Here is a 15,572-nt window from a genome sequence, read left to right on the forward strand (position 1 = left end):
ATGCGGCACCACCCGCCGCCGCCTTGACTTGGGACGGTCGACGAGTGCTGGGAGGCACGATGACGAGGCGAGTCGTACGGGGCGTGGGTGCCGTGCTGGTGGCGGTGGCCGTGGCGGCGGGGGCCACGGCGTGCTCGGACGACGGGGACAGCGCGTCCAGCTCGGCGTCCAAGGCCGCGTCGGCGGCCTCCTCACTGGCGTCCAGGGGCGCCGACGCGGTCGCCTCCGCGACGGCCGCCGCCCAGGACAAGCTGAACAGCTTCAAGGACGGCGTGAACGCGAGCGGCGACGTCAAGGCCGGTGCGGCGACCACCGGCAAGGACGGCCGCGCCTCCTCGAAGGTCACCGTCCACAACAGCGGAGACTCGAAGCAGTCCTACGGCGTACAGATCAACTTCCGCGATCAGAGCGGAAACCTGCTCGACACGGTCGTGGTGACGGTCGACGACGTCGCCGCCAAGGCCACCAAGGACGCCACCGCCCGCAGCAACCGCAAGCTCGACGGCGACATCAAGGCCGAGGTGGGCAAGGCACTGCGGCACTGACCGCGACGGGCGCCAACGGATTCCGCCGGTCCGCAGACACCGGCACGGGCAGCGGACAGCATCACCCCAAAGCGGACAACTGATCATTGCCATCGCGCAGTTGGCCATGAGACGGTGATTTCGAAAAGCTCCGCACGGTCGCCGCGGGGGCACTCTTCGGCCGACAGAACGGGAAACCGTCTCCATGAGTCTTCCGAACGATCCCGGCCCGTCGGCGGGAGCGGTGGAGAGCCGGCTCCTCGCGGTCAGTGACCTGCACGTCGGCATGGCCGAGAACCGGCTGATCGTCGAGTCGTTGCGCCCGTCCGGCGACCAGGACTGGCTCATCGTCGCCGGCGACGTGGCCGAGAAGATGGCTGACGTCGAATGGGCTCTTGAGCTGCTCGCCGAGCGGTTCGCCCATGTCGTCTGGACCCCCGGCAACCACGAGCTGTGGACGACGGACAAGGACCCGGTGCGACTGACCGGCCGGGCGCGCTACGAGGGCCTGGTCGAGCTGTGCGGAAAGCTGGGCGTGAGCACCCCGGAGGACCCGTTCCCGCTGTGGCAGGGACCGGGCGGCCCGGTGGCCGTCGCGCCGATGTTCCTCCTGTACGACTACACCTTCCGGGTCCCGGGCACGGCGAACAAGGAGGAATCCCTCGCCCGCGCCCAGGAGGCCGGCGTCATTTGCACGGACGAGTACATGCTGCACCACGACCCGTACCCCGCACGGGACGACTGGTGCCGGGCCCGGGTGGCCCTGACCGAGCAGCGGCTCGCCGCCCACGACCCGGACATCCCCCTGGTCCTCGCCGGCCACTGGCCGCTGGTCCGCGAGCCCACATCGGTGCTGTGGCACCCGGAGTTCGCCCAGTGGTGCGGAACGGAACTCACGGCGGACTGGCACCGCCGTTTCAACGTCGCGGCAGTGGTCTACGGGCACCTCCACATCCCCCGCACCACCTGGTACGACGGGGTGCGCTTCGAGGAGGTCTCGATCGGCTACCCCAGGGAGTGGCGCAAGCGGGGCCACCCCTACGGACTGCTGCGCCAGATCCTCCCGTACGAACCACCGCCCAAGGAGCCGGACAGCGGAGGGGAAGCGGCCGGGAGCGGCAACGCGCCCACTGGCAGGGCGTGATGGAGCAGGTCACGAAGGAGCTGAGCTGACCGGGACAGCCGATCCGCTCGCCGCGCGGGCGGCACAGAGGCGGCCGACCGCTTCGAACTCCGCGGCAGACCGAAGAGGGCCGCTCCCACGCGATGGGGAAGCGGCCCTCTTCGGCTGTTCTGGGATCAGGTCGGCGACCGGGTCACCCGGCCCCGCCTCTTAGAGGTCGAAGTACAGCTCGAACTCGTGCGGGTGCGGGCGCAGCTGGATCGGGGCGATCTCGTTCGTGCGCTTGAAGTCGATCCACGTCTCGATCAGGTCGGGCGTGAAGACGCCGCCTGCCAGGAGGTACTCGTGGTCCGCCTCAAGGGCGTCGAGGACGGCCGGGAGGGACGTCGGGACCTGCTGGACGTTGGCGTGCTCCTCGGGAGCCAGCTCGTAGAGGTCCTTGTCGATCGGCTCCGGCGGCTCGATCTTGTTCTTCACGCCGTCCAGGCCGGCCATCAGGAGGGCCGAGAAGGCGAGGTACGGGTTGGACGACGGGTCCGGGGCGCGGAACTCGACGCGCTTGGCCTTCGGGTTGGAGCCCGTGATCGGGATGCGCATCGCGGCGGAGCGGTTGCGCTGCGAGTAGACCATGTTGACCGGGGCCTCGAAGCCGGGGACCAGGCGGTGGTAGGAGTTCACCGTCGGGTTGGTGAACGCCAGCAGCGACGGGGCGTGCTTCAGGATGCCGCCGATGTAGTAGCGCGCCATGTCCGAGAGGCCCGCGTAGCCCTGCTCGTCGTAGAACAGCGGGTCGCCGCCGGCCCACAGGGACTGGTGGACGTGCATGCCCGAGCCGTTGTCGCCGAAGATCGGCTTCGGCATGAAGGTCGCGGTCTTGCCGTTGCGCCAGGCGACGTTCTTCACGATGTACTTGAAGAGCATCAGGTCGTCGGCCGCGGCGAGCAGCGTGTTGAACTTGTAGTTGATCTCCGCCTGGCCGGCGGTGCCGACCTCGTGGTGCTGGCGCTCGACCTGGAGGCCGTTCTTGTCCAGCTCCAGGGAGATCTCCGCACGCAGGTCGGCGAAGTGGTCCACCGGCGGGGTCGGGAAGTAACCGCCCTTGTAGCGGACCTTGTAGCCGCGGTTGTTCTCCTCCGACCCGGTGTTCCAGGCGCCCGCCTCGGAGTCGATGTGGTAGAAGCTCTCGTTCGCCGACGTCTGGAAGCGGACGTTGTCGAAGACGTAGAACTCGGCCTCGGGACCGAAGAACGCGGTGTCGGCGATGCCGGTGGAGGCCAGGTACGCCTCGGCCTTCTTGGCCACGTTGCGCGGGTCACGGCTGTACTGCTCGCCGGTGATCGGGTCGTGGATGAAGAAGTTGATGTTGACGGTCTTGTCACGGCGGAAGGGGTCGACACGGGCGGTCGACAGGTCCGCGCGGAGCGCCATGTCGGACTCGTGGATGGCCTGGAAGCCGCGGATCGACGAGCCGTCGAAGGCGAGCTCCTCGGTCGGGTCGAAGACCGCCGCCGGGATGGTGAAGTGCTGCATCACACCGGGCAGGTCGCAGAACCGGACGTCGATGAACTTGACGTCTTCGTCGGCGATGTACTTCTTCACGTCGTCGGCGTTCTGGAACATCCAACTCCTCCTACTCCCGGCCCGGGGTGGGACGGGGTTGCAGCTCGTTGTGCGGCCAGTGCGGTGGCACACGCTGGACCCGACCATAGGCAGACCGGATTTCTCAAGCATGACCCATTTGTTTCGCTGAAGTTAACCGGGCCGGGTGTGAGTAGCGCCTCGTGATCGTGCGGTAACCGGTTCCGGGGGTGCCGGAACGCGGCTGCTCCCACCCGCCCGGCAGGGGTCAGGGGCGGGCGCAGTACCGTGTTCGGGTGGACAATAGGCAAGCAATCGGATCGTGGCTCTCCGGGCCGCGTGCGGCCGCCGAGGACATGGGCGCCGACTTCGGGTACCGGGGCAAGCGGCTCGGGCTCCCCGAGCAGGGGCCGGGGGCCGTCGCGCCGCTCGGCCGCCGCTTCGGCGCGATCTTCATCGACTGGGCCCTGTGCATGGTGATCGCATACGGGCTGTTCGCTCGCGGTGACCAGCAGGCGGCCGGCAACTGGGCGGTGGGGATCTTCCTCGTACTGAGCCTGCTCACCGTCGGCACCATCGGCTGCACGCCCGGCAAGCGCCTCATGGGCATCAGGGTCGTCGCGGAGGGTGGCGGGCGGCTGGGGCTCGGGAGGGTGTTGGTGCGCACCGTGCTCCTGTGCCTGGTGATCCCGGCCCTGGTCTGGGACCGCGACGGCCGCGGGCTGCACGACCGGGTCGCCCGCGCCGTCCAGATCCGCGGCTGAGACGGGATACGACGCGTACGACGGATGCGAAGAGGGCGGGTCCCGAACTCCTGGTTCGGGACCCGCCCTCTTCGCATCCGTCGTATCCGGAGGCCTGCTCCGTACGTCAGCGCATCTTTCCGCCGCGCGGCATCCGCATGCCCTTCGGCATCGGGCCCTTCGGCAGCGGCATGTTGCTCATCAGGTCACCCATCGCGCGCAGCCGGTCGTTGGCGGCGGTCACCTGGGGGCCGGTCAGGACGCGCGGCAGCTTCAGCATCTTGGTGCGCACCTTCTTCAGCGGCACCTGGCCCTCGCCGTTGCCGACGATGATGTCGTGCACGGGGACGTCGACCACGATGCGGGCCATCTTCTTCTTCTCGGCCGCGAGCAGGGACTTCACCCGGTTCGGGTTGCCCTCCGCCACCAGCACGATGCCCGCCTTGCCCACGGCGCGGTGGACGACGTCCTGGCTGCGGTTCATCGCGACCGCGGGGGTCGTGGACCAGCCGCGGCCCACCCGGTCCAGCACCGCCGCCGCGGCGCCGGGCTGCCCCTCCATCTGCCCGAAGGCGGCCCGCTCGGCGCGCCGTCCGAAGACGATCGCCATCGCGAGGAGGGCGAGCACGAAGCCCAGGATGCCCACGTAGATCGGGTGGTTGATCAAGAAACCGATCGCGAGGAGGACACCGAAGGTGACGATTCCCACACCCGCGACGACAAGACCGATCTTGGAGTCGGTCCGCCTGGTCATCTTGTAGGTCAGGGCGATCTGCTTGAGTCGCCCCGCGTTCTCGGCGCTGTCCGCGCCTTCAGTGGTTTTTGCCTTCCTCGCCATGCAATGAAGTTTACGTGGCCTAAGAACGGTGCTCGGCCACGGCCTCCAGTACGGACTCGGACTCGACCCGGTCCTTGGCCCGGCGGCGGTCCTCCAGGACGGCCGTCCAGGCGTTGCGACGTGCGGTGCGCTGGCCACTGCTCAGCAGCAGCGACTCGACGGCGCGGAGGGCGTTGGTGACGGTCGGAATGGCTGTGGCGCGTACCGGCGCGGCCTGCATCGTGGAAGTCCCCTCGGAACGGATGCGCGGACTGAGCGGCGCTCAGTGGGCGGACTGTGTTGCGCGGACTGGATACGGAAGCGGCATGGCCAGCGGCCGGGAAGCCACTGCGCTGCGTGCATCCAGGGTCACTGCTCGGTGTTACCAGCGCATGACCGGTCGGTCAAACACCAATGAAACCTTGATAGCGGCGCCGCGCACGTCGGCGCGGCCCATCCGCGCCTCCGACCTGCGAGGAGCGGACGGGCCGCGTCGAATCAGCTATTACTGCTCAGTAACTACTTGTGCCCGGTTTCACACGGGCGTCCGGCTACGCGGTCGGCGCGGTGGCGGCCTCACGCCGCTCCATCGCCTGCTGGAAGAGCCGGCCCGCGCGGTACGAGGAACGGACCAGCGGCCCGGACATCACACCGGAGTAGCCGATCGCGTCGGCCTCGTCCTTGAGCTCCACGAACTCGTGCGGCTTCACCCAGCGCTCGACCGGGTGGTGGCGCGGGGTCGGCCGCAGGTACTGCGTGATCGTGATGAGCTCGCAACCCGCGTCGTGCAGGTCCCGGAGCGCCTGGCTGACTTCCTCGCGGGTCTCGCCCATGCCGAGGATCAGGTTGGACTTGGTCACCAGACCGGCCTCGCGGGCGCGGGTGATGACCTCCAGGGAGCGCTCGTACCGGAAGCCGGGGCGGATCCGCTTGAAGATCCGCGGCACCGTCTCCACGTTGTGCCCCAGCACCTCGGGGCGCGAGGAGAAGACCTCCGCGAGCTGCGCGGGCTCGGCGTTGAAGTCGGGGATCAGCAGCTCCACCTTGGTGTAGCCGCCCTCCCGCTCCGCCGTCTGCGCGTGGATCTGGCGCACGGTCTCCGCGTAGAGCCAGGCACCGCCGTCCTCCAGGTCGTCGCGGGCGACGCCGGTGATGGTGGCGTAGTTCAGGTCCATCGTGACGACGGACTCGCCGACGCGGCGGGGCTCGTCCCGGTCCAGCGCCTGCGGCTTGCCCGTGTCGATCTGGCAGAAGTCACAGCGCCGGGTGCACTGGTCGCCGCCGATGAGGAACGTGGCCTCGCGGTCCTCCCAGCACTCGAAGATGTTGGGGCAGCCCGCCTCCTGGCACACCGTGTGCAGACCCTCGCTCTTCACGAGCTTCTGCAGCTGGTTGTACTCGGGGCCCATCTTCGCCCGGGTTTTGATCCACTCGGGCTTCCGCTCGATGGGGGTCTGGCTGTTCCGGACCTCAAGGCGCAGCATCTTGCGCCCGTCGGGTGCGACAGCGGACACTCCGGCACTCCCCTTTGCTTTCACTGCATTGGATTCTTCGGCGAACACCAGGGTACGCCCGTGGTTCATGCGGCTTTACGTCTGGACCAACCTGTGGCCGCCAGGCCCTATTCCCGGTGCGGTGTTCCGAGCGTCACGCCGTGGCCACGGCATCGGCCGGATGCTCGATGACGCGCGGAGCGAGTTCGGCGTTCTCCAGGACGTCCCGCAGGTGCTTCTCGACGACCGGGAGCACGTCCGTGATCGTGAGATCGCGTCCCAGCTCGTACGCCAGTGAGGTGACGCCCGCGTCCCGGATGCCGCAGGGCACGATCCGGTCGAACCAGGTGTTGTCCGGGTTCACGTTGAGGGAGAAGCCGTGCATCGTCACGCCCTTGGCGACCCGGATGCCGATCGCGGCCAGCTTGCGGTCCTCGCGGCGCTGTCCGGCGTTGGACGGGGCGTACTCGGGGCCGTTCAGCCGGGCGTCGAACTCCTCGTCCTGGATCCTGGGGTCGAAGTCCAGGGAGAGGCCGCCGATCGCCGGGCGCTCCTCGACCGGGTCCCCGAGCACCCATACGCCGCTGCGGCCCTCGACCCGGCTGGTCTCCACCCCGAAATCGGCCGCCGTACGGATCAGCGCGTCCTCCAGGCGGCGGACGTGCGCGACGACGTCCACCGGGCGCGGCAGCTTCTGGATGGGGTAGCCGACCAGCTGGCCCGGCCCGTGCCAGGTGATCTTGCCGCCCCGGTCCACGTCGATGACCGGCGTGCCGTCCAAGGGGCGCTCACTGTCGAGCGTGCGCCGGCCCGCCGTGTAGACGGGCGGGTGCTCCAGCAGCAGACAGGTGTCGGGGACGGTGTCCTCGAACCGTGCCGCGTGCACCTCGCGCTGCTTCTGCCAGGCCTCCCGGTAGTCGACGGATTCCTCGCCGAATCCCAGACGGACGAACCGAAGCTCAGTCACGGCAGCAGCCTTTCTCCTTGCGGTGCCGGAAGCCGGGAAGTGTCCCGGCGCCACGTCACCATGCACCGAATCGCGCCACCCGCAACTGTACGACCGGCGTCCGGGTGCCGGCCGGGCAGGTGGTTCCCGTCAGCTTCCCCGCAATCCTCACACGATCGGATGAAAGTGAAGCGAAGGTGGCCGAGGTCGCCCCGGAGGCCGCTAAATTCGCGCCGTTCCATAAGGGCTGCCCGCCCGGCCCCGAAGGCAGGAGACCGTACAGCTGATGTCGGATCGACCTCCGCAGCGCACGCCCAACCGCCGACTCGCCTCGCTCATCACCGAAGCCGGTTTCTCCAACGCCGGCCTCGCCCGCCGGGTGGACCAGCTCGGCCTCGAACACGGCCTGGACCTGCGGTACGACAAGACCTCCGTGACCCGCTGGCTGCGCGGACAGCAGCCGCGCGGGACGACCCCGGCGCTGATCGCGGAGGTCTTCACCCGGCGGCTCGGGCGCAGACTCTCCGCCCAGGACCTGGGCCTCGACGCCTGCGCCCCCGTCTACGCGGGCCTGGAGTTCGCCGCCACCCCCGCGGAGGCGGTCGACATCGTCAGCGGGCTGTGGCGGAAGGACTCCGGCAGTCATGCGGAGCTGCGGAAGATCGCCTTCACCCCGGCAGGGCTGGTCGTCCCCAGCCGGGACTGGCTGATCGGCCGGGCGGACGAGTGGGTGGCGCGCGGCGTCGAGCCCGGGGCGGCCGTGGGGGCGGCCGGCGGACCGGTGCGGACCGGTGGCGCTCCCGGCGCCCAGACCCAGACACCCGGCGGTCCCCGCGGGACGTCCGGTCCGAACGGCCTGAACGGTCCGAACGGCTTGAACGGTCCGATCGGCCTGAACGGTCCGAACGGCGGCCATGGCGGCTACGGCGGCGGAGCGAACGGGCATCCCGGCGGCGGTCTCGGCGCGGTGCCGGAGCAGGGCGGTGCCCCCGGTCCCGGCTCGCGGAGGCCGGTCCCGGTCCGGCCGCCCGGAACGCCGGGGATGCCCGTGACACCGCACGCTCCGGGTATGCCGGGTCTCCCCGGCGTGCCCCGGCAGCGGCAGACTGAGCGGGGCTCCGGTCAGAAGGTCAGCAGCGGCGACGTCGCCGCCCTCAGGTCGGTCGCCGAGCTCTTCCGCACCCTCGACAACGCCTACGGCGGCGGCCATGCCCGCCAGGCCCTGGTGCGGTACCTGGAGCACGAGACGGAGCCGATGCTGCGCGGCACGTACGGCGAGGCCACCGGGCGCCGGCTGTTCGCCGCCGCCGCGGATCTGACCCGGCTCGCGGGCTGGACCTCGTACGACATCGCCGCGCACGGGCTCGCCCAGCGGTACTTCGTGCAGTCCTTACGTCTGGCCCAGGCCGCCGGCGACCGGGCCTACGGCAGCTACGTCCTGATCACCATGAGCAGGCAGGCCGTCTACCTCGGCCACGGCAGGGAGGCGGTGCAGCTGGCGCGGGTGGCCCAGCAGGGCATCGGCTCCGCCGCGCCGAACGCGGTCCTGGCGCTGCTGCACGCGGTCGAGGCGCGCGGACACGGCGTCCTCGGGGAGGCCAAGGCCTGCGTGGCCTCACTGGCGCGGGCCGAGCGCGCGCTTGAGGTATCGCGCCCCGGGGACGAAGTGCCGCACTGGGCGCGCTACTTCGACGAGGCCCAGCTCGCCGACGAGTTCGGGCACTGCCACCGGGACCTCCAGCAGTACCGGGCCGCCGCGCAGCACGCGGAGCGCTCGTTGCAGCTGCGGGCCCCCGCGTACGCCCGCAGCCGGCTGTTCTGCCGGGTGGTGCTGGCCTCCGCCCGGCTCGGGCTCGGGGAGCTCGACCAGGCCTGCCGGCTGGGCGCGGAGGCCGCCCAGCAGGCCGCCGAGATGCGCTCGGTGCGCGCCACCGAGTACGTACGCGACTTCGAGCGCCGGCTCGAACCGTTCCGGGACGCCGCCCCGGTACGCGGGTACCGGGAGCGGGTCGCCGCACTGGGCTGAAGACGGGCCCTACGCCGCCTCCGGGAACGCGGTGGTGGCGCCGCGGCCCGGCCGTACGCCCAGGTCGGTGAGGATCGCCTCGGCCGCGCGGCGGGCCGAGGACAGCGCCCCCTGGACGGTGCTCGTGTCACGGTGGTCGCCGCACACGTAAAGACCCGCGAGCAGCCGGACCGGGCGGTGCGGGTCGTGCGGGGCCGCCATGGCGGGCACCGCCTCCGGGTCGTGGTGGACGGCCAGCAGCTCCCAGTCGTCCGTGGGCGTGCCGTACAGCACGGCGAGATGGGCCAGGACCGCGCGGTCCAGATCGGGCGGCGGGGTGCCGAGCACCGTCGAGCTGACCAGCGTCCGGCCGTGCGGGGCGCGGGCCGGGTCGACCTCGCTCATCACCGCGGTGTGCGCGACCGGGCCCGAGCGGTCGGCGTCCAGCACCAGGGACGCACCGGTCCGCGGGGGAGCGGGAGCGGTGTGGTGAAGCACCGTCACCGGGTGGAAGGACGGCACCCGCAGACCGGGCAGCAGTTCGGCGGCGGCGCCCGCACCGGTGGCCAGCAGCAGTGAGCGGCAGCCCAGTTCGCCGTGCTCCTTGGTGCGCACAGAGGTGATGTCGGCTGCCGTGACATGGACGCCCGTCCGTACCGTGCCGGGCGGCAGCGCCGCCGCCAGCAGTTCGGGCAGCGTGCCGGAGCCGCCCGACGGCACGCAGAGCCTGCCGCTCGCGTAGCTGCGCAGGGCCAGGTCGGCGCACCGGCTGGACGTGGTGAGTCCGGGGTCGCTGAGCAGCGCGGTGAGCAGCGGGCGCACGAAGCCGTTGAGCGTACGGGGGGACAGGCCGCGTCCGGACAGGGCTTCCAGCGCGGTCCGTTCGGGCCGGGCCAGTACCCGGGCCCGGGGGGTGGCGGCCAGCCGGGACAGCGCCGCGCCGAGCCTGGCCTGGTCTATCGCGCCGCCCATGGCCCCGGTGATGGTCTCGCCGAGCGGCGCCCTGGGCGCACTGGCGAGAGCGCGCGCCGCCTTGAGCGCGCCGCGGGCGTTGCGCGTGCCGAGTGCGTTGCGCGCGCCCCGGGTGCTCCGGATCTCACCGGTGCGGTGGCGGCGGCCCTCGCTGTGGACGAGCACGCCGGGGGCGAAGTTCCGCAGGACGAGATCGCTCAGTCCCGGTGCCGCGTACAGCTCCGGATAGGAGGTGTTGAGGAGCGGGCCGAGGAGGTCGAGCCGGAACCCGTCCACCTCCTCCGTCATCATCCGGCCGCCGACCCGGGGGCCGGCTTCCAGGACGCTGACGCTCACTCCCGCGCTGGTCAGCTGGTGAGCCGCTGCCAGGCCGGCGATCCCGGCCCCGATGATGACGACGTCCGCGTGGTGTGCCGTGCTGAGCACGTGCCCTCCCCGAGTCGGCGCGATTGGTGGGAGGGTTGTGCCCTCAACAGGCCACCGGAATGCGCGAGTTCGCCATGAGGCTAGGAGTGCGGCCGGTTATCGGCGCAGTCGCGCGCACCGGGGCACCGGTGCACGGGGTCGCACATCCGTCTGAATTCGCCTACGGGTGGGGTTCCTGGCGTCGCTGGGGCTTCAGGGGTCCGGGACCTGCGGCAGCCGGGGGTGGCGGCGGACCCGCCGCCGTGGTTCGCGGTGGGCCGGATCAGCGCAGTGCCGCGCGGATGGCGGCGTCGATCCCGGGGAAGGCGAACGAGAACCCCGTGTCCAGCAGCCGCCCCGGCAGCACCCGCTGACTGCCCAGCACGTCCCCGGCGAATTCGCCCAGGGCGATCCGCAGCGCGGGCGCGGGCGCGGTGAAGAGGGTCGGGCGGCGCAGCACCCGGCCCATCGCCGCCGTCACCTCGCCGTTGGTGACGGGGTCGGGCCCCGTCAGGTTCACCGCCCCGGACAGCTCGGGGGTGTCGAGGATGTGCCGCAGGGCCGCGATGTGGTCGTGCAGCGCGATGAAGCTCCAGTACTGCCGCCCGTCGCCCAGCCGCCCGCCGAGCCCCGCGCGGAAGAGCGGGAAGAGCCGGCCCCAGGCCCCGCCCTCCCGGGCGACGACCAGTCCGGTGCGGGCGTGCGCGGTCCGCACCCCCGCCTCCTGCGCGGCGGCCGTGGCCTCCTCCCACTCCACGCACACCGACGGCAGGAACCCGTCGCCGGGCGGAGCGCTCTCGTCGACCGCCCGGTCGCCGGTGTCCCCGTAGAAGCCGATCGCGGAACCGGCCAGCAGCACCTTCGGCGGGGTGTCGAGCGAGGCGACGGCCTCCGCGATGGCGGCGGTGCCCAGCACCCGGCTGTCCCGGATCTCGCGCTTGTACGCCTCGGTCCAGCGGTGGTCGCCCACCCCGGCCCCGGCGAGGTGGACGACGGCGTCGCAGCCCACCAGCCCGGCCACGTCGACGTAGCTCCGCTTCGGATCCCACTCCACCTCGTCACCCGACCTGGCCGGGTGCCGGACCAGCCGGACCACCTCGTGCCCGTCGGTGCGCAGGGAGCGCACCAGGGCCGCTCCGATGAGTCCGGTCGATCCGGTGACAGCGATACGGGAGTGCGGCATGGTGCCATCCTGCCGTACCGGGCGGGCCGCAGGGGCGTGGCACAGTGGCGCGCATGTCCGAGATTCATACGCACCTGGCCCACTCCGTCCGCCACTCGGTCCCTTCCGACGAAGCCGCGCTCGGTGAACTGGACCGCGCCACCTGGTCGACGCTGCACGCCGTGTCGCCCCGGCCGCAGCCCCCGTACGCCCCGTTCTTCGACGATGCCCACCGGCCGCCGGACTTCCTGGTGGCCGAGGTGCCGGACGGGACGGGCGGGACGAGGCTGGCCGGGTACACCAGGCTGGTCCCGCCGACCCCGCTGGCCTGCAACACACACGTACGCCAGATACAGGGCCTGGCCGTCGCCGACTGGGCGCGCGGCCGGGGGATCGCCAGGGCGCTGCTGCGGGCGGCGATGGCGGCGGCGCGCGAGCAGGGCGCGAACCGGATGACCCTGCGGGTGCTCGGGCACAACGCGCCCGCGCGGGCGCTGTACGCGTCGGAGGGGTTCGTCGTCGAAGGGGTGCTGCCCGGTGAGTTCTTCCTGGCCGGACGCTACGTCGACGACGTACTGATGGGGCGCTCGCTCGCGCCCTGAGCGGTTCCCGCTCGCAGTCAGTCCTTGAAGAGCCGCATTCCGCCCGTGAGTTCGTGCAGACAGCGCACCGCGAGCTCTGCGGGGGAGCCGGCCCCGGCCGCCGGGGCGTCGGTGCCCGCCCAGGTCTCCAGGGCGACCCGTACCGCGTCCGTGGCGGCGGCCGCGGCGAGCCGGATCTCCAGGGGGTCAGCCGCGTCACCCGCCAGCCGTGTCAGCACCGGCAGCAGCCGCTCCTCCGAGTCCTGGTTGACCCGGTACCAGACGGCTCGCAGCGCCGGATCGTCCTGCGCCGCCCGCAGCAGCCCGCGCGTCTGGCCGAGCTGCTCCGTGGCGTACTCGTCCCCGGGGCTGAGCGCCTCCGTCACCGCCCGCTCCAGAACCCCGGCGAACGGGGCGCCCGGCTCCGCCGCTTCGAGCAGCGCCTGCCAGCGCTCGGCGCCGCCGGTGAGCAGCGGCCCCACCGCGTCCTGCTTCGAGCGGAAGTAGCGGTAGAAGGTGCGCAGCGCGACGCCCGCCCGCAGGGCGATGTCCTCCGCGGTGGTGCCGTCGGGGCCGCGTTCGGCGAAGAGCGCGGCGGCCGCGCGCGCGATGTCCAGCTGGGTCGCGGCCTTGCGGCGTTCGGTGAGTGACGGCTGCGGCGGGTTCATTCCCCGCAGATTACCCCGCCCGTGCCCGGACCGCACCGAAAGACTGCACTAAATGCCGTCGTGGCAAAACGTGCCACTCAGGCGTACGGTGGACAGCGAAAGAGAACGTCATCGGGGGATTCGAGATCGGGAGACCTCATATGAACCGCTACGAAGGCCGACGCGTACTCATCACCGGCGCGGGCTCCGGTATCGGGCAGGCCACCGTCCACCGCGTCCTCGCGGAGGGCGGTCTCGTGGTCGCCGCCGATGTCAGCGAGGCGGGGCTGAAGGCCACGTACGCGACTGCCGTGGCGGACGGCACCGCGGAGCGCCTCACCACCACCGTCCTGGACATCTCGGACGAGACCGCCGTGCGGACCGGTGTCGCCGCCGCCGTGGCCACCCTCGGCGGGCTGGACGTGCTGGTCAACGCCGCGGGCATCCTGCGCTCCGAGCACACGCACAAGACCTCGCTGGAGTTCTTCAACAAGGTCATCGCGGTCAACCTCACCGGCACCTTCCTGATGATCCGCGAGGCGATACCGGCCCTGCTCGCGGGCGACAGCCCGGCCGTCGTGAACTTCTCGTCGACGTCCGCGAGCTTCGCGCACCCCTACATGTCCGCCTACGCGGCGAGCAAGGGCGGCATCCAGTCGATGACCCACGCGCTGGCCGCCGAGTACAGCAAGCAGGGGCTGCGCTTCGCCGCCGTCGCACCCGGCTCGATCTCGTCCGACATGACCAGTGGCAACGGCCCCGGGCTCCCGGCCGACGCCGACATGTCCCTCTTCGTGAAGCTGGCCCCGGCCCTCGGTCAGGGCTTCGCCAGCCCGGACACCGTGGCGGGCGTCGTCGCGATGCTCGGCTCGCAGGACGGCGCGTTCATCACCGGTACGGAGATCCGCATCGACGGCGGCACCCACTACTGACCTGACCGGGAGGGCGGAGCACGGGGGCGGTACGGCTCAGACGCCGCCGAACCGCTCCTGGAGCGACGGGAAGCGCTCGGCCAGGGCCGCGCCGTCCTCGATGCTGAACGGGATGCCCTCCGGCTCCGCGGGCTGGGGCGGCAGCCCGAGGTCCGGCGTGACCACCCCGGTGAGCTGTTCGTACGCCTCGTCGGCGGCGTAGCCCAGCTCCTCCGCGTCCCCGTCCAGCTCCTCGTCGAAGTCGTCGAGGAGCTCGGCGAGGCTGTCCGGATCGTGTACGGCGCCCTCGAAGACCTCCCGGCCCTGACCGATCAGCCAGCAGCGGAAGTAGTCGAAGGCGTCGTCGCTCGCCCCGCCGAGCAGTACGGCGGCGGCGCCCCACAGCTCCCAGCGGTAGGCGCGGTTGTAGCGGGCCTCGAAGTGCCGGGCGAAGTCCAGCACGGAATCGGGATCGAGCTGCACCAGCCGTTCGACCAGCAGATCGGCGTGGTCCTCGGGGTCGCCGTCGGCGGCCTCGCGGGTGCTGTCGATGAGCTCCCAGAATTCCGTCTCGTCCATCACGGGTCCAGCATCTGCCCTGGCGGCGGGCGATGCACGCGGAGACACCGAAATGAAGCCTTACGGTCTCCGCCGCAGGGGTGATCGTTACCGGGGCCGCCGGTAGAGCGAATGCAGCCGTTCGGCCGCGTCGGCGAACCGGGTCCGCAGCCCGGCCGGTTCCAGCACCTCCAACTCCGGTCCCAGGGAGAGCAGCTGGCCATACGCCACATCCAGGGACTCGACCGGCAGAGTGACCGTGACCCAGCCGTCCGGCCCCGCCGGCCCGGCCGCGTCCAGGGCGTCCTGGGCGGCGGCCCGGTCCACGGTGTGCGGCAGCCGGGCGGCCGCGGTCTCCGAGAGGCGCAGCGTCACCTCGGCACGCAGGATCGACCGGGCGAACTGCGCCGCGCGCTCGTCCCAGAACCCCGGCAGGTCGAAGCTCTCGTCCCGGACGAACCTGGTGTCGGACACGGTGACGGCCGTGAACCGGTCGATCCGGTAGACCCGGAAGTCGTCCGCCGCACGGGCGCAGAGGTACCAGACCCCGGCCTTGAGCACGAGTCCGTACGGCGACAGCTCCCGCTCCACCTCGGTGTCCCCGCCGGGCCGCCGGTAGCGCGCCAGCACCGTCCGGTCGTCCCGGACCGCCTCCGCGACGGCGGGCAGCAGCTCGGGAGTGACGGGTTCCCGGTACCAGCCGGGTGCGTCCAGGTGGAAGCGGCGGCTGACCCCGGTCGAGGCGTCGCGCAGGGAGGGCAGCAGAGCCGCAGAGACCTTCAGCCGGGCGGCGTCCCCGGCGTCCGCAAGGCCCATCTCGCGCAGCGCGGAGGGCAGCCCGGAGAGGAAGAGCGCCTCGGCCTCGTCACGGGCGAGCCCGGTGAGCCCGGTGCGGTACCCGCCGACGAGCCGGTACCCGCCCGCCCGCCCCCGCTCCGCGTAGACCGGGATCCCCGCCTCGGAGAGCGCCTGGGCGTCCCGGGTGACGGTCCGCTCCGACACCTCCAGCTCTTGGGCCAGCTCGGCGGCGGTCATGGCGGGGCGGTTCTGCAGGAGCAGCACCATTCTGATGAGCCGGGCAGCACGCATGCGGCCATTGTGTCCGGG

General features: G+C 71.6%; 16 protein-coding genes. 6 read left to right on the forward strand and 10 right to left on the reverse strand.

Annotated elements, in window-relative coordinates; translation table 11 throughout:
• Window positions 1-59: 59 nt before the first annotated feature.
• Together ACFVQ0_RS21345 and ACFVQ0_RS21350 are read left to right on the forward strand one after the other, a co-directional pair.
• A complete protein-coding gene (locus tag ACFVQ0_RS21345; protein ID WP_390090222.1) occupies window positions 60-545 on the forward strand; it encodes a hypothetical protein in 486 nt (161 codons plus the stop codon).
• A 184-nt stretch (window positions 546-729) separates the two neighbouring features.
• Window positions 730-1,668 (forward strand): metallophosphoesterase family protein, encoded by a 939-nt coding sequence (locus ACFVQ0_RS21350; RefSeq protein ID WP_390090224.1) that lies wholly within the window; start codon window positions 730-732, stop codon window positions 1,666-1,668.
• Between the two features lie 189 nt (window positions 1,669-1,857).
• Here the strand turns inward: ACFVQ0_RS21350 and glnA are convergent, their stop codons facing one another.
• Complete coding sequence (glnA, locus tag ACFVQ0_RS21355) at window positions 1,858-3,267, reverse strand: type I glutamate--ammonia ligase (protein WP_390090226.1); 1,410 nt, start codon at window positions 3,265-3,267, stop codon at window positions 1,858-1,860.
• 254 nt (window positions 3,268-3,521) lie between these two features.
• Between glnA and ACFVQ0_RS21360 the strand changes: the two genes are divergently transcribed.
• Window positions 3,522-3,989 (forward strand): RDD family protein, encoded by a 468-nt coding sequence (locus ACFVQ0_RS21360; RefSeq protein ID WP_390090228.1) that lies wholly within the window; start codon window positions 3,522-3,524, stop codon window positions 3,987-3,989.
• Window positions 3,990-4,095: 106 nt separating this feature from the next.
• Here ACFVQ0_RS21360 and ACFVQ0_RS21365 read toward each other — a convergent pair whose 3' ends face one another.
• The 4 genes from ACFVQ0_RS21365 to lipB all read right to left on the reverse strand — a co-directional run bounded on the left by ACFVQ0_RS21365 (window position 4,096) and on the right by lipB (window position 7,245).
• Window positions 4,096-4,806, reverse strand: coding sequence for a DUF4191 domain-containing protein (locus ACFVQ0_RS21365; RefSeq protein WP_311306100.1), 711 nt, complete (start codon window positions 4,804-4,806; stop codon window positions 4,096-4,098).
• A 19-nt stretch (window positions 4,807-4,825) separates the two neighbouring features.
• The gene (locus ACFVQ0_RS21370) at window positions 4,826-5,026 is read right to left on the reverse strand and encodes a hypothetical protein (protein WP_024492387.1); all 201 of its coding nucleotides are present in this window, start codon (window positions 5,024-5,026) and stop codon (window positions 4,826-4,828) included.
• Window positions 5,027-5,336: 310 nt separating this feature from the next.
• Window positions 5,337-6,299, reverse strand: a complete 963-nt coding sequence (lipA, locus tag ACFVQ0_RS21375) for a lipoyl synthase (RefSeq protein ID WP_390090231.1) — start codon at window positions 6,297-6,299, stop codon at window positions 5,337-5,339.
• Between the two features lie 133 nt (window positions 6,300-6,432).
• On the reverse strand, window positions 6,433-7,245 hold the full coding sequence (gene lipB, locus ACFVQ0_RS21380) for a lipoyl(octanoyl) transferase LipB (protein WP_390090233.1): 813 nt from the start codon (window positions 7,243-7,245) through the stop codon (window positions 6,433-6,435).
• Window positions 7,246-7,510: 265 nt separating this feature from the next.
• Between lipB and ACFVQ0_RS21385 the strand changes: the two genes are divergently transcribed.
• The gene (locus ACFVQ0_RS21385) at window positions 7,511-9,250 is read left to right on the forward strand and encodes a regulator (RefSeq protein ID WP_390090235.1); all 1,740 of its coding nucleotides are present in this window, start codon (window positions 7,511-7,513) and stop codon (window positions 9,248-9,250) included.
• A gap of 9 nt (window positions 9,251-9,259) precedes the next feature.
• Here the strand turns inward: ACFVQ0_RS21385 and ACFVQ0_RS21390 are convergent, their stop codons facing one another.
• Both ACFVQ0_RS21390 and ACFVQ0_RS21395 read right to left on the reverse strand, forming a co-directional pair.
• Window positions 9,260-10,627: an NAD(P)/FAD-dependent oxidoreductase gene (locus ACFVQ0_RS21390; protein ID WP_390090237.1), complete on the reverse strand. Its 1,368-nt coding sequence runs from the start codon at window positions 10,625-10,627 to the stop codon at window positions 9,260-9,262.
• 262 nt (window positions 10,628-10,889) lie between these two features.
• Window positions 10,890-11,789, reverse strand: a complete 900-nt coding sequence (locus ACFVQ0_RS21395) for a TIGR01777 family oxidoreductase (RefSeq protein ID WP_390090239.1) — start codon at window positions 11,787-11,789, stop codon at window positions 10,890-10,892.
• A gap of 53 nt (window positions 11,790-11,842) precedes the next feature.
• Between ACFVQ0_RS21395 and ACFVQ0_RS21400 the strand changes: the two genes are divergently transcribed.
• Window positions 11,843-12,370: a GNAT family N-acetyltransferase gene (locus ACFVQ0_RS21400; protein ID WP_390090241.1), complete on the forward strand. Its 528-nt coding sequence runs from the start codon at window positions 11,843-11,845 to the stop codon at window positions 12,368-12,370.
• A 17-nt stretch (window positions 12,371-12,387) separates the two neighbouring features.
• Here the strand turns inward: ACFVQ0_RS21400 and ACFVQ0_RS21405 are convergent, their stop codons facing one another.
• Window positions 12,388-13,017, reverse strand: a complete 630-nt coding sequence (locus ACFVQ0_RS21405) for a TetR/AcrR family transcriptional regulator (protein ID WP_390090243.1) — start codon at window positions 13,015-13,017, stop codon at window positions 12,388-12,390.
• A gap of 140 nt (window positions 13,018-13,157) precedes the next feature.
• Between ACFVQ0_RS21405 and ACFVQ0_RS21410 the strand changes: the two genes are divergently transcribed.
• A complete protein-coding gene (locus tag ACFVQ0_RS21410) occupies window positions 13,158-13,928 on the forward strand; it encodes an SDR family NAD(P)-dependent oxidoreductase (RefSeq protein ID WP_390090245.1) in 771 nt (256 codons plus the stop codon).
• A gap of 36 nt (window positions 13,929-13,964) precedes the next feature.
• On the opposite strand, the gene ACFVQ0_RS21415 is transcribed toward ACFVQ0_RS21410, so the two are convergent.
• A complete protein-coding gene (locus ACFVQ0_RS21415; protein ID WP_390090248.1) occupies window positions 13,965-14,486 on the reverse strand; it encodes a DUF4240 domain-containing protein in 522 nt (173 codons plus the stop codon).
• An 87-nt stretch (window positions 14,487-14,573) separates the two neighbouring features.
• On the reverse strand, window positions 14,574-15,554 hold the full coding sequence (locus ACFVQ0_RS21420; RefSeq protein ID WP_390090250.1) for a helix-turn-helix transcriptional regulator: 981 nt from the start codon (window positions 15,552-15,554) through the stop codon (window positions 14,574-14,576).
• Between the last annotated feature and the right edge of the window lie 18 nt (window positions 15,555-15,572).

The sequence above is a fragment of the Streptomyces sp. NPDC057900 genome (genome assembly GCF_042887885.1).
Lineage (GTDB): Bacteria > Actinomycetota > Actinomycetes > Streptomycetales > Streptomycetaceae > Streptomyces.